The organism is Bacillus sp. NEAU-CP5 (assembly GCF_026420705.1).
GTDB lineage: Bacteria > Bacillota > Bacilli > Bacillales > Bacillaceae > Bacillus > Bacillus velezensis.
Genome location: NZ_JAPMOV010000002.1, coordinates 809,388 through 823,000 on the forward strand (window position 1 = coordinate 809,388; position 13,613 = coordinate 823,000).

The 13,613-nt window shown below is 47.6% G+C and carries 13 protein-coding genes; 1 reads left to right on the plus strand and 12 read right to left on the minus strand.

The features are described 5' to 3' along the window. Positions 1-69 precede the first annotated feature (69 nt). From argH to sppA, 10 genes are all read right to left on the minus strand, one after another. Positions 70-1,446, minus strand: a complete 1,377-nt coding sequence (gene argH / locus OTK50_RS09185; protein WP_045208452.1) for an argininosuccinate lyase — start codon at positions 1,444-1,446, stop codon at positions 70-72. Further along, positions 1,443-2,654, minus strand: a complete 1,212-nt coding sequence (locus tag OTK50_RS09190; protein ID WP_038459484.1) for an argininosuccinate synthase — start codon at positions 2,652-2,654, stop codon at positions 1,443-1,445. The genes argH and OTK50_RS09190 overlap by 4 nt, the downstream gene beginning before the upstream one ends. Before the next feature lie 152 nt (positions 2,655-2,806). Next, positions 2,807-3,319, minus strand: coding sequence for a MogA/MoaB family molybdenum cofactor biosynthesis protein (locus tag OTK50_RS09195; protein ID WP_038459486.1), 513 nt, complete (start codon positions 3,317-3,319; stop codon positions 2,807-2,809). Between the two features lie 99 nt (positions 3,320-3,418). Then, positions 3,419-4,606: an acetate kinase gene (locus OTK50_RS09200; RefSeq protein ID WP_029326031.1), complete on the minus strand. Its 1,188-nt coding sequence runs from the start codon at positions 4,604-4,606 to the stop codon at positions 3,419-3,421. A 310-nt stretch (positions 4,607-4,916) separates the two neighbouring features. Continuing rightward, a complete protein-coding gene (locus OTK50_RS09205; protein WP_130570710.1) occupies positions 4,917-5,903 on the minus strand; it encodes a class I SAM-dependent methyltransferase in 987 nt (328 codons plus the stop codon). Between the two features lie 61 nt (positions 5,904-5,964). Further along, a complete protein-coding gene (tpx, locus tag OTK50_RS09210; protein WP_007408050.1) occupies positions 5,965-6,468 on the minus strand; it encodes a thiol peroxidase in 504 nt (167 codons plus the stop codon). Between the two features lie 115 nt (positions 6,469-6,583). Further along, positions 6,584-7,024 carry a GerW family sporulation protein gene (gene ytfJ / locus OTK50_RS09215; RefSeq protein ID WP_003152423.1) on the minus strand — a complete coding sequence of 147 codons (441 nt, stop codon included), beginning with the start codon at positions 7,022-7,024 and terminating at the stop codon, positions 6,584-6,586. Between the two features lie 12 nt (positions 7,025-7,036). Further along, positions 7,037-7,726 carry a DUF2953 domain-containing protein gene (locus tag OTK50_RS09220; protein ID WP_224223729.1) on the minus strand — a complete coding sequence of 230 codons (690 nt, stop codon included), beginning with the start codon at positions 7,724-7,726 and terminating at the stop codon, positions 7,037-7,039. Between the two features lie 77 nt (positions 7,727-7,803). After that, positions 7,804-8,295, minus strand: a complete 492-nt coding sequence (locus tag OTK50_RS09225; protein ID WP_044801564.1) for an RDD family protein — start codon at positions 8,293-8,295, stop codon at positions 7,804-7,806. A gap of 13 nt (positions 8,296-8,308) precedes the next feature. Continuing rightward, positions 8,309-9,316 (minus strand): signal peptide peptidase SppA, encoded by a 1,008-nt coding sequence (gene sppA / locus OTK50_RS09230; protein WP_038459492.1) that lies wholly within the window; start codon positions 9,314-9,316, stop codon positions 8,309-8,311. A gap of 181 nt (positions 9,317-9,497) precedes the next feature. Here sppA and OTK50_RS09235 point away from each other — a divergent pair, with 181 nt between their 5' ends. Beyond that, positions 9,498-10,304 carry an NAD kinase gene (locus OTK50_RS09235; RefSeq protein WP_015240378.1) on the plus strand — a complete coding sequence of 269 codons (807 nt, stop codon included), beginning with the start codon at positions 9,498-9,500 and terminating at the stop codon, positions 10,302-10,304. Positions 10,305-10,319: 15 nt separating this feature from the next. Here the strand turns inward: OTK50_RS09235 and OTK50_RS09240 are convergent, their stop codons facing one another. Both OTK50_RS09240 and mbcS read right to left on the minus strand, forming a co-directional pair. Then, the gene (locus OTK50_RS09240) at positions 10,320-11,915 is read right to left on the minus strand and encodes an amidohydrolase (protein ID WP_224223730.1); all 1,596 of its coding nucleotides are present in this window, start codon (positions 11,913-11,915) and stop codon (positions 10,320-10,322) included. A gap of 23 nt (positions 11,916-11,938) precedes the next feature. Continuing rightward, complete coding sequence (mbcS, locus tag OTK50_RS09245) at positions 11,939-13,525, minus strand: acyl-CoA synthetase MbcS (RefSeq protein WP_012118182.1); 1,587 nt, start codon at positions 13,523-13,525, stop codon at positions 11,939-11,941. Positions 13,526-13,613 lie beyond the last annotated feature (88 nt).

Here is a 13,613-nt window from a genome sequence, read left to right on the forward strand (position 1 = left end):
TCTACCTCCCATCTTTATAGATGTAGGGTGTCTGATATGACGGGAAAATATGAAGGAAATTTCAGCAAATTAAATGCCGGCGCAGGCTTTTGCTTTTACGAGCGCCTGTTCTACCTGCTGAAAACCCGTTCCGCCGGCGCTCATTCTTTTTTCAACCGCATGATGCGGATCGAGCACGGTATAGATGTCTTTTTCAAAGAGACTGCTGGCTTGAAGGAATTCTTCAAATGCCATATCACTTAGATAGATTCCTTTTTCAATGCAGCTGTACACAAGCTTGCCGACCACTTCATGCGCTTCTCTGAACGGCATGCCTTTTTTAGCTAAATAATCGGCAAGTTCCGTCGCGTTTGAAAAATCTTGTTTTGTCGCTTGTTTCATAATGTCTTTGTTTACTTTCATCGTTTCAATCATGCCCGTGAAAATCTGAAGGCTTCCTTCAACGGTTTTCACCGTGTCAAACATGCCTTCTTTATCTTCCTGCAGGTCTTTGTTGTAAGCGAGCGGGAGCCCTTTCATAATCGTGAAAAGCCCCATCATATCACCGTATACACGTCCGGTTTTACCGCGGATCAGCTCCGCCATGTCGGGGTTTTTCTTCTGCGGCATCATGCTGCTTCCCGTCGCATACGTATCATCCAGTTCAATGAATCTGAATTCCTGCGAGCACCATAGAATGATTTCTTCTGATAAACGCGAAAGGTGCATCATCAGCATGCTGCTGCCGCTTAAAAACTCGAGAATAAAATCTCTGTCACTGACTCCGTCAAGACTATTCTCATAAATGGAGTCAAAACCGAGCAGCTCCGCCGAATAGTTACGGTCTATCGGAAACGTGGTTCCGGCAAGCGCCCCGCATCCGAGCGGCGATATGTTAATCCGCTTCATAGCATCGCGAAAACGCTCTTTATCCCGTTCAAGCATCCAAAAATAAGCAAGCAGATGGTGGGCGAAAGAAATCGGCTGAGCCCGCTGTAAATGGGTGTACCCCGGCAGAATGGTCTCGACATTGGCCTCCGCTTTTTCGATCAGCGCTTTTTGGAACTGTTCAATCAGCACGATGATATGTGAGACATGATCTTTCAAATACAAATGCATGTCGGTCGCCACCTGGTCATTCCGGCTTCTGCCGGTATGAAGCTTGCCGCCCAGCGGTCCGATTTCTTCGATCAGCATTTTTTCAATATTCAAATGGATATCTTCATAATCAACAGAGAATTCAAGCGTTCCTTCCTCTGCTTTTTGCAGGAGGATCTGCAGCCCCTGTCGGATGGCGCCTTCTTCTTCTTCCGTCAGAATGCCGCATTTTTTCAGCATTGCCGCATGAGCGAGAGACCCTGTAATATCCTCTTTGACTAAGTTTTGGTCGAATGTGATGGATGCGCCGAACTCATCGACCCACTTTTCCGGTGTTTTTTGAAAACGGCCTCCCCAAAGCTTCTTCATGCTTCAATCTGCTCCTTCTTTTTCACAATGCTGTTTACTTTTGTCGGCAGCCCCCAAAGCTCAATGAAACCGATTGCCGCGTGATGGTCAAAAGCATCGTCTTTTGTATATGTCGCAAGTTTTTCATCATAGAGTGAATATTCCGACTTACGTCCTTCTACAATGGCATGGCCTTTAAACAGCTTGACGCGCACGACGCCGGTGACGTGTTTTTGAGTTTCTTTCAGGAATGCAAGCAGCGCGTCTTTTAACGGCGAGAACCATAAACCGTTATAGATGATTTCAGACAGTTTTTGTTCAATTGCCGGTTTGAAATGGGCCACTTCTTTCACTAAAGTCAGATCCTCAAGCTCTTTGTGAGCCGTAATCAAAGTCATCGCGCCCGGGCACTCGTAAACTTCACGGGACTTAATGCCGACCAGGCGGTTTTCCACATGGTCAATCCGGCCGATGCCGTGTTTTCCGGCAGTCTCGTTCAGCTTGAGAATTAGATCAGCGAGCGGGTAGGTTATGCCGTCGATTGAAACCGGAACACCGGCTTCAAATGCGATTTCGATGATTTCCGGAACGTCCGGCGTGTTTTCAAGAGATGCTGTCAGGTCATATGCCCCTTCAGGCGGCGCCGCCCACGGGTCTTCTAATATACCGCATTCGTTGGCGCGTCCCCATAGGTTCTGGTCGATAGAATAAGGGCTGTCAAGATTGATCGGAATCGGAATGCCTCGGCTTGCGGCATATTCGATTTCTTCTTCACGCGACCATTGCCACTCACGGACCGGAGCAATGACCTCCAGATCAGGATTTAATGATTTAATGGATACTTCGAAACGAACCTGATCGTTGCCTTTTCCCGTGCAGCCGTGCGCTACGGCCACCGCGTTTTCCTTTTCCGCGACTTCAACGAGTTTTTTCGCGATCAATGGACGGGATAGTGCAGATACGAGCGGATACTTGCCTTCATACATTGTATGGGCCTGCATAGAAATGAGCGCGTACTCCCGGGCGAATTCTTCTTTCGCATCAATCACATAGGAATTTACGGCGCCTACTTCCAGCGCTTTTTGCTGAACGAATGCCAAATCCTTTCCTTCCCCTACGTCTAAGCAGCAGGCAACAACATCGTATCCCTGTTCTTGCAGCCATTTTATCGCTACAGAAGTATCAAGACCTCCTGAGTATGCCAATACAACCTTTTTTTGTTCTGCCATGTTAAAAGCTCCTTTTTGTATAAAAATTAGTTTTAATTAATAAAAATGCATTTTGTATGTATACACTGTAACAAGTAAATTCTGTTTTTTCAAGCCTTTTATAAAAAAAACCCCACCCAATTTTTTGAGCGGAGCAGAGCCTTTTTATACATTTATAAATCTTTTCGGATTTCCCGGAGCACATGAGGCAGTTCAGGAATAATCAGTTTACTCATCGCAAGCTTTACGGCGCCTGTGGAGCCGGGCGTGCAGAAGACTGCGGTATTTTGGATCACACCCGCTGCCGCTCTGGACAAAATGGCGGCGGAACCGATGTCCTCCGTATAGCTCAGCATGCGGAACAGCTCGCCGAATCCCGGGAGTTCTTTTGAAAACAGCGGCGTGACCGCTTCAATTGTGACATCCCTTTCGGCAATGCCCGTCCCTCCGTTTAACAGCACCGCATCTGTATATTCATCCATACAGCCGGATAAAACGGCTTTCTGCAATTCATCTTTTTCATCTTTAACAATGTCATAAGCGACCGTTTCAAATCCCGCTTCCCTGAGGAACTCCATCATGACGCGCCCGCTTTTGTCGGTTTCTTTCGTTCTCGTGTCGCTGACTGTAATCACCTTGCAGCGCACGGCTGACGGGGCTTCTTGTTTATGTTCATGCACACTCATTGCTTCACCTCATCGTTTATGTATTAAACATATCGTAACGTTTGATTCTGGGGCATTCAATAAAAAAGCACACCCTAAAGGATGTGCTTTTTTCGATCATTACTGTGCAAGGCGGACAACGTCGCGTGCGATCATGACCTCTTCGTCAGTCGGAATGATCATGACTTTGACAGGAGAGTGAGGGTAGCTGATAAACGCTTCCTCGCCGCGCACGTTGTTCAGCGCAGGATCCCAATATACACCCATGAATTCTAAGCCGCGAAGCACGCGTTCTCTGACTTCAACGCTGTTTTCACCGATACCCGCAGTGAAAATAATCGCGTCAACGCCGCTCATTCTCGCAGCGTAAGAACCGATGTATTTATGGATTCTGCTTGCGAACACTTCAAGAGCCGTTTCCGCTCTTTCGTTTCCTTCTTTTGAAGCTTCCACGATATCGCGGAGGTCGCTGGAGAAACCGGATACGCCAAGCAGTCCGCTCTTTTTATTTAACGTATTTAATACTTCATCTGCCGTCTGATCCGTTTTTTCCATAATGTACGGAATCAATGCAGGGTCGATGTTTCCTGAACGTGTTCCCATCGCAACACCCGCAAGCGGTGTGAAGCCCATTGACGTATCAATGGATTTTCCGCCTTCTACGGCCGCGATACTTGCGCCGTTACCGAGGTGGCAGGAAATCAGACGCAAGTCTTCAATCGGACGGCCGAGAAGCTCAGCTGCGCGCTGTGTCACGTATTTATGAGATGTGCCGTGGAAACCGTATTTGCGGATGCCGTATTTCTCGTAGTATTCGTACGGAAGGCTGTACAGGTAAGATTGTTCAGGCATCGTTTGGTGGAACGCCGTATCAAACACTGCAACCGCAGGCACATCCGGAAGCACTTCTTTAAAAGCTTTAATGCCGACGATGTTAGCCGGGTTATGAAGCGGCGCAAGTTCTGAAATCTCTTCAATCTCACGGATTGTTTCATCCGTAAGCAAAACAGAATCGCTGAATTTTTCTCCGCCGTGAACCACACGGTGGCCGATTCCGTCAATTTCATTTAAATCCTTTATAATACCGAATTCAGTCAGCTTGTGAAGCAGCATCTTCACCGCAACCGCATGATCCGGAATATCTGTCACTTCTGTATTTTTTTCGCCGTTAACAGAGATTGTGAAAACGCTGTCGGCGATACCGATCCGTTCTACTAACCCTTTTGTTAGCACCTTTTCTGAAGGCATTTCGAATAACTGAAATTTTAAAGATGAGCTTCCTGCGTTAATTGCAATAATTTTAGACATAAATGACGCTCCTATCAAAATTCTTCTTCGTTTGTTCGTTCTTTTTTCCCAGACCATAACTGCGGTCCAAAAAATATCTGACTTTTCCATTTAAACATTGTCAACTCAGCATTTCAAGTCAACATCCATATTGGCACCGCTTACAATATGAAGTCGATATTTTCTGATAAATTTTATTTGTGCCAAATGGACGGCACGGCCTTACGGAATGTTATTTTCTTTCCTTAATTTGTGTTATCCTCCTGATTTCCATTCATTTTAAAAAGCAAAAGCAGCGCGGGATTTTGCATCTCGCACTGCTTTTTCGCCATTATTTTTCTGTTTGAATCCATTGATCCAATTTTGCCATCATCTCCCGCATCGCCTGCTGGTTCGCAAAAGAAGGAAGATTCGCCAAAAGCGCTTGTTTCGGCGGCTTTGCGTCTTCGCCTTTTTTCTGCAAGATTAAAATGCTCTTTGCCTGCGCTTCGTCTTTAAACATAGTAGCCGGCAGCTGAAGAAGGGCGTTGATATACACTTTTTCCGCAAAAAACCGCTTCAGTTTATCGCTTTGCGCGCTGTCAAACAGATGGTTCGGAATCATAAAAAATAAGTATCCGCCCGGTTTTGTATGTTTGACGCTCTGCTCAATAAATAAGTGGTGAGCAAAAGAGTGGCCTTCATCCGCTTTCAGCTCAAACGCTTCAGCGCCTTCATCATTCGGATAGTAGCCGACCGGCAAATCGCAGATGACCGCATCGGCCGGTTCGATAAATAACGGCTGAAGACTGTCCTGGCAGAACAGCTCCATTTCTTTTTCCTGCAGATTCGCCTGAGCATAAGCGATCTTCAGAAGGACATCGTCGATTTCAATGCCGAAGCTTTTTCCCGCTTTGTCAGAAAGCTGGTTTGCCGCGGTCAGCAGAAGATTTCCGGTGCCGCAGGCGGGGTCCAGCAATGTCAGGCCTTTTCGGCCGCCCGTAAATTTATTCACGAGGTAACTGATGAAAAGGCCGATCGTATCAGGCGTCATCTGTCTGTTCGGATGGGACTTATCTTTGAGTCCTTTTAAAATGGCGAGCTGGAACGCCTTGCGGATCCATTCATGCTCCCATTTTCTGAAGTCTGCTTTCGCAAGCAGGCTGTTAAGCTCGCCGGTTTGCTTTTCCTGAAGCGGGAGCTGGTCGGCCTTTTCAAGAAAATACATCTCTCCCGCTTCCGCAAGCCCCTCAATATAAGAAATCTGAAGGCCTTCTGCTATCACTTGGGCGGCTTCATCTAAAAGTTCATAAATCTGACCGACATGGTCGTGTTGCATGCTGTTTCCTCCTTGCCATGAAAAGAGCTCCGCGGCAGCACCCGGAGCTCTTTTTCTCTCTTTACTTGATTAACGCTTTTGCAGCTTCGATAGGCTTTTCATAATTCGGGTGGTTTGTCGCTTCGCTTACGTATTCCGCGTAAACGACTTTTCCGTCCTGATCAAGGACGAATACGGAACGCGCCAAAAGACGAAGTTCTTTGATGTAAACACCGAATGCTTCACCAAATGACATCTCTTTATGATCCGATAATGTTTCAACTTTATCAATTCCGTTCGCTCCGCACCAGCGCGCTTGTGCAAACGGAAGGTCGGCGCTGATTGTATAAACGTTCACATCACCGAGTTTTGCGGCTTCTTCGTTGAAGCGGCGTGTCTGCGCGTCACATACGCCTGTGTCGATGGAAGGAATAACGGATATGATCGTTACTTTCCCTTTCATATCTGCTAATGTCTTCTCTTCTAATCCGTTTGTCAAAACCGTGAAGTCAGGAGCTTGGTCACCCGGTTTCACTTCTTGTCCGATCAGCGTCACGGCTCCGCCTTTAAATGTAATTTCAGCCATTCTGATTCCTCCCTTTATCTATGTATAGCTCTATCATAGTCGAGTTTTATGCAAACTGCAAAGGTTATGCCGCATCGTAAAAAAAGCTAACTGCGGGCGGCAGTTAACTTTTCTGTTATAAATCGATATCCGTTCTTTTTTGGTTCCGGCCTTTTTCATTCTTTTTAAACATATGCTGGATGCGTTCAATCGTTTGAGGCGCGGAGTCTAACAGTTTATCAATCAGATGGGTGTTTTCGTCCAAATGAAGCATACGCACGCCGTTTGTTCCGACAATCAGAAACGCAATCGGCGTAATGGATACTCCGCCGCCGCTTCCGCCGCCGAACGGGAGCTTCTGCTCTTTTCTTTCATCATCATCGGTTCTTTTTTCAGCCGGCTTTCCTCCAAACTCGCTTCCGCCCGCCGCAAATCCGAATCCGACCTTTGAAACCGTTAAGATTACGCTGCCGTCAGGCGTTTCAACAGGATCGCCGATGATTGTATTCACGTCAATCATTTCTTTTAAATTTTCCATAGCGGTTTTCATTAAACCTTGAATGGGATGGTCTGCCATATGCGCTCCTCCTTAAACTGATGAATCATTCTTTGAAGCAACCGGAACCGGCTGTTTCTTTCGTATGATAGAAAGTCCGTTCCGCCCGTATTTGAGCAATTTGAAAGCTGCACCTATAAGATGTCCAAAACGAAAAAAGAATATACACTGCAAATGCGTCTTGGATGCAGGCACTTGAAAAGACGGAATGACTTCGCACACCGGTTTATGTATGAAACGCAGATGATCATACAGCATCGCCGTAAGGCCTCCCTTTACGGCCCACAATCCGCCGGCAGCGATTCCCGTAACGGCGGCGTCCTTTATTCCGATAACCGTCACCCATTCGAACTTCGTAACACGGACTCCCGCAAGAAATGAGGCGCCGATTTGGCGCATCTGAAAAACTTGGTGCAGAATCATTTCTATTCTGTGAATGCTCTGTTTGACATCTTCATATGTGATTTTTTTCTTCTCTTTTTTCTGACCTTTCATTTCTGATTTCGTGTCCTGTTTGACATCAATTGACGCGTCTTCGCTGTTTACTTTAATGACGGGCAGCGTTTTTTTAATACGGATCAGCCCGTATAAGGCCGAGAGTTTAAACGTCAGTTTGTCGTTATCTTTATCGTGAAGATATTCGAGCGTCAGGTGAATTTTCATCCTCATAAGCAGCCAGGTCAAAATGAGAATGAGAATAACAGCTGCTGCGGCATATCCCATAAGCTTCACTTCCTTAGCAGCATTATCGCCAAAACCAAAAAAAATAAACCCGGACGTTTATTCCGGGTTTACTGCTTTTATTTTCGGTACAGCGCTTCGTGAATCACCGTTGTGTCGGCGATCAGATCATGAATGCCCTGCTTTTTGGGCGTAAACGCAATGACGATATAGAGAATCCAGATTTTATCGATATAACGCCCCACCGCTTCTCTGAAAATGACGGTGCTCCAAGTAAGAGGCTTTCCGGGCGTCAAAGAAGTGACCTTTAACCCGAAGACCATCTTGCCGAGTGTCTGATGAAACCATTTCGTCATGAACACAAAATAGGCGAGGTAGACGATCAGGGTTGTGACGGAATAAGCTGAGATTGTAAACATTCCGCTTGTTGCCGGGAGCTTCATCAGCGTGAAAATCGGTGAAACGATGAGATGGTTAAGTCCCCAGACCACCAGCCAATCGAGAAGAAACGCCCAAAACCTGATCCAAAAGCCCGCATATGCCTGCTCGGGCGCCCTCTGTTGTTCGGCTCCCTCTTCTTTGCCGTGAAAGCCTTCGTAAGTCGCGTCCATTCTTTCTCCCCCCCTACTTTGCATAGAGATACATCATCCGCGGCGAACCGGATTGCGAAATGAGTTCTTTCATATTCAGAAAATCAACTTCGCTTTTAAACATTTTCGCTGCGCTCATGGAAAAGAGCGAGCCTAATCCGAATCCTTCCTCGTATGTGATGACTGAAGCGTTTTTCATATTTTTATGGTCCTTTTTCATCGCGCTGATCGTATCATCGTAAAAACCGAGCTCATCAACGAGGCCGATTTTTTTCGCTTGTCTGCCGTCGTAGACACGGCCGTCGGCAATTTTTTTCACATCAGATTTTGACATGTGCCGGCCTTTTGAAATGACATTGACAAATCCTTCATAAGAATCGTTGACCATTGTCTGCATGATCTTTCTTTCTTCCTTCGTCATGTCGCGGGTCGGGGACATAATGTCTTTATGCGCGCCGCTTTTAATGGTTTCAAACTTGATGCCGAGTTCATCGGCGAGCTTGGAATAATTGACGCTTTCCATGATGACGCCCAGTGAACCCGTGAGCGTTTCCGGTGAAGCATAGATTTTATCGGCGGCCGTTGAAATATAGTAGCCTCCCGATGCCGCCATGGAGCCCATGGATACATAAATCGGTTTCTTCGTTTCTTTCTTTAGTTCTTCCAGTTTTTTATGTATTTCCGCGCTTTCGTACACGCCTCCGCCAGGGGAATTGATTTTCAGCACAATTCCTTTGACGCTTTTGTCTTCTTTCGCACGCTCAACCTGTTTTAAAAATGATCTGTGATCATACCCGCCTGAGCTGAGCAGGCCAGCGGACCCGCCGTTATCCTCAATCGTGCCGTCCACTTCAAGCACGGCGATTTTACTGCCGGGGCTGCCCTTATCCAGCGTCACTTCCTCTGTGTCATCTGTCAGTGATGCAAAGTCAGACCCTGTATCTCCGATATTCTTCAGCACCCCGACGGTCACACTTGCAATGACTGATACGCCGAAAATGCCGAGCGCGATGACGAGCGCAATCCATCTTTTTGCATTCATTTGTTCTCCTCCTTTTCTGTCAATATTCGTACGTTCCCCCGTAAAAAAAGATTCATTTTTTTCATGAAGCGCTTTCCCTTAACGGATAAACAGGAAACATGTTACACTATTGCCACAGGTATTTTAACACAATACCTGCTGGGAGAAAAACGTAAATATGACAGCAAAGGGGAATGGGGATATGACCGATCTTCGCCGCAATGTTTATTTTTTCCACAAACAAAACAACGAAACAAAAGAACAAGTCAGCTCTTTGAAGCAGCTTGCTGAATCGCACGGTTTTACAGTTGCGGCTCAACCGGAGGATGCCGGAATTATCGCCAGCATCGGCAGCGACGGCTCATTTCTGCAAGCCGTCAGAAAAACCGGATTCCGTGATGACTGCCTGTATGTCGGCATCGCTAAAAAAGGGAAAGCCCATTTGTACTGTGATTTTCACAGCGATGAGCCTGAAAAAATGGCGGCCAGCATGACCGCGGAACAGCTTGAGGTCAGAAAATACCCGCTCATTCACGTCACGGTGGACGGCAGCAATCATTTTCACTGTTTAAACGAGGTTTCCATCCGTTCAAGCATTATTAAAACGTTTGTGATGGATGTGTTAATTGATGATCTTCATTTTGAGACATTCAGAGGAGACGGGATGATCATTTCCACCCCGACGGGCAGCACCGCCTACAATAAATCTGTTTCAGGCGCCGTTGTTGATCCTTTGATTTCCTGCATGCAGGTATCCGAACTGGCGTCGTTGAACAACAACACATACCGTACACTCGGATCTTCGTTTATTTTAAGCTCAGACAGGAAGCTGACACTGCAGGTGGTGCAAGACGGCAATGAGCATCCGATTATCGGGCTTGATAATGAAGCGCTCAGCACGCGGAATGTCAAAAAGGTTGAGATTACACTATCCGATAAAAAAATCAAAACGGTGAAACTGAAAGACAACTCTTTCTGGGAAAAAGTAAAACGATCATTTTTATCATAAAAAAGAGGACGGGCATCACTGCCTGTCCTCTTTTTCATATACGATACGGCCGCCGACGACGGTTTTGACAGCTTCCAATTCATGAAGCTTTTTCGGGTCCGTCCTGAACGGATCACCGCTGAGTACGGTAAAGTCGGCATCATAGCCGGGGGCGATACGGCCGCGGCTATGTTCTTTATGGATGATGGCCGCGCTTCCCTCCGTGTAAAGCTGAATAGCTTCGTACACGGTCAGGCACTCTTTTTCATAATAGGCCGGACCTTCCGGGTGCTGCTTGCTCGTACGGAGCACAGCCGATTGAATACCCAGAAGCGGATCGGCCGGTTCTATCGGGGCATCTGAACCTCCGGCGCACAGCAGCCCTTTTGACAGCAGTGTTTTCCAGGCGAAAGCCGTTTTCATCCGCTCTTCTCCGAGCCTGTCAATCACCCACGGAAAATCACTGGCCACAAAATGCGGCTGAAGATCAAGTCCGATCGGCAGCCGGGCGGCTCTTTCAATCAATCCGTCATCTAATACTTGCGCATGAATGAGCCTGTCTAGCTGTCCGGGCTTTGCCGGGTATCTTTCGATAACATCCAGCACCTTTTCAAATGCAAGGTCGCCAATCGCGTGCACGGCGATCTCCATCCCTTTCTCTCTCGCTTTATAAACAAGAGCGGCAAGGGTTTCGTCATCATGCACCTGAACGCCGGAAACTGACGGATCATCGTGATAAGGCTTTTTCAATAGAGCGGTTCTGCCGCCGAGCGCGCCGTCAGCAAAAATTTTCATCGCTCCGTATTCCAGATAAGGTCCGGTCGATTTATCCAGAGCGCTCCAGCTGTCGACGGCTTCGTGATGTACGAGCAGATGGGCGCGAAAAGGATAAAGGCCGCTGCCGGTTAATGACTCGTACGCGGCAACGGGAACGGACGCGTCTCCGTAGTATGCCAGATCTTCTGAATGCCCGCCGGTCAGGCCTTTTGACCAGCAGTCCGTAATCGCCGTTTGAAGCGCGCGTTTGACATAGTGAAGTGAGACGGGCGGCAGGGCCTGTGTCACAAGCTCTTGGGCTTTATCCAGCAGGAGGCCTGTCGGACCGGTTCTGTCCCGGACGATAATCCCGCCGTTTGGATCAGGTGTTTCGGTTGTAATTCCCGCCGCGCGCAATGCGGCCGAATTAACCGCCGCGGCGTGCCGGCATACCCGCTTCAGCAGGACGGGGCGGTCGGGAAAGAGCGGGTCAAGGTCATGCTTCGTGACGTAAACCGGCCGTTCAAACAGATTTTCATCCCAGCCTTCGCCGATCAGCCATTCGCCATCTTCCAATTCACGCTCTGCTTCTTTTGCGGCCCGCAGTATCGCTTCTTTTGACGTCAGCTGCGACAAATCGAGGCGAAGCTGTTTTTCCCCGTGTCCGATTAAATGCATATGACTGTCCGTAAACCCCGGGAACATGACAGCTCCATGTAAATCGATTTCCTCCGTATCAGGCGAACCGTATGTTCCTTGGAGCTCCCGGAAGCTGCCCGTCTGCCTGACGACGCCTTCTTCGGTATAAACGGCTTCAGTGACATGATTCTTGTCCAGCATTGTATAGATGGTACCGCCGTGCCAAATCGCTTTCATCCCCGCTCACCCTTTATCCTGTATTATGCTTTTTTATCAGCCTTCAGCCGTTCTTCACGCTGTCTCAGCTCCACACGTCTGATTTTTGCGGACGCCGTTTTCGGCAGGCTTTCGACAAACTCAATTTCTCTCGGATATTTGTAAGGCGCCGTAATCGTTTTTACGTGGTTTTGCAGTTCCTTGACAAGTTCGTCACTGCGCTTTTCATCGTCTTGTAAAACGACATAAGCTTTTACGATTGAACCTCTGATTTCATCCGGGCTCGCCACGACGGCACATTCTTTCACTTCCGGATGCTTCACGAGCGCGTCCTCTACTTCAAAAGGCCCGATTGTATATCCGGAGCTGACGATGATGTCATCATTGCGGCTCTCAAACCAAAAGTAGCCGTCCTCGTCTTTTTTCGCGCGGTCTCCTGTAAGAAAGTAATCTCCGCGAATCTGCTTTTTCGTTCTTTCAGGATCTTTATAATATTCCTTGAATAAGGCCGGTGTGCTCAAATGCACGGCGATATCGCCCGTTTCGCCAGTTTCGCATATTTCGCCTTTATCGTTTATAATCTCCACTTGATTTCCAGGGGTCGGTTTGCCCATGCTTCCCGGCTTAATATCCATATCCTTCAGGACGCCGACTAACAGGGTGCTCTCCGTTTGGCCGTATCCGTCTCTCACTTTAATGCCGAAATGCTTCCGGAATACGTCAATGACTTCCCGGTTTAATGGCTCACCCGCAGAAACTGCGCTGTGAAGGGCAGAAAGATCATATTTGTCCAACTCCTCCACTTTTGCCATCAGGCGGTATTCCGTCGGGGTACAGCAGAAGACATTTACTTGATGGCGCTCCAGCAGCTCTAAATACGTCTTGGCGTTGAATCTGCCGTGATAAATGACTCCTGTCGCGCCGCTTCCCAGAATTGCGAGCAGCGGGCTCCACACCCATTTCTGCCAGCCGGGCGCCGCGGTGGCCCACACTGTATCGTCTTCAGAAATATCCAGCCATGCACCAGCTGATGTTTTTAAATGGGCAAAGGCCCAGCCGTGTGTATGTACAACGCCTTTAGGCTGGCCGGTCGTGCCTGAAGTATAGGACAAAAACGCCATGTCTTCTCTTGTTGTATCAGCTGTTTGAAAACTGTCTCCGTCCGCTTCAATCGTTAGGAGGTTTTTCCAGCCGACATTATTTTCACCGATTGACAATGTCACCAGCTGCTCGGTATTCACCTCGTCAAACGCGTTTATAAATGAAGGATAAACGATAGCGCCTTTCACTTCGGCGTGTTTGATCCGGTATTCAAGGTCTTTGGCGCGCAGCATTTCCGAGCAAGGAATGACGACCATCCCCGCTTTTAAGATCGCTAAATAAACGGCATACGCTTCAAGCACTCTCGGAACCATGACAATCAGCTTATCGCCTTTTTCAAATCCGAGACCTTTCAGGCGGGCTCCGATTTTATTCGTTTCTTCCATCAATTTTTCATACGTCCAGACTTTCTTGCCGCCTGTTTGATCTTCCCATATAAGCGCGTTCTTCTCTTTGGAACGGCTGAACTTTTCGATTTCATTTACAAGGTTATAGTTCTTTGGGGCGATTAAATCTTCTCGTTTTAACACGAACAACTCCTCACTTTCTTTCCCCATTATACATAAACATAGGCCATTACAATAAAAATATGCATAAATTGCTTCCCGCCTTCTATCT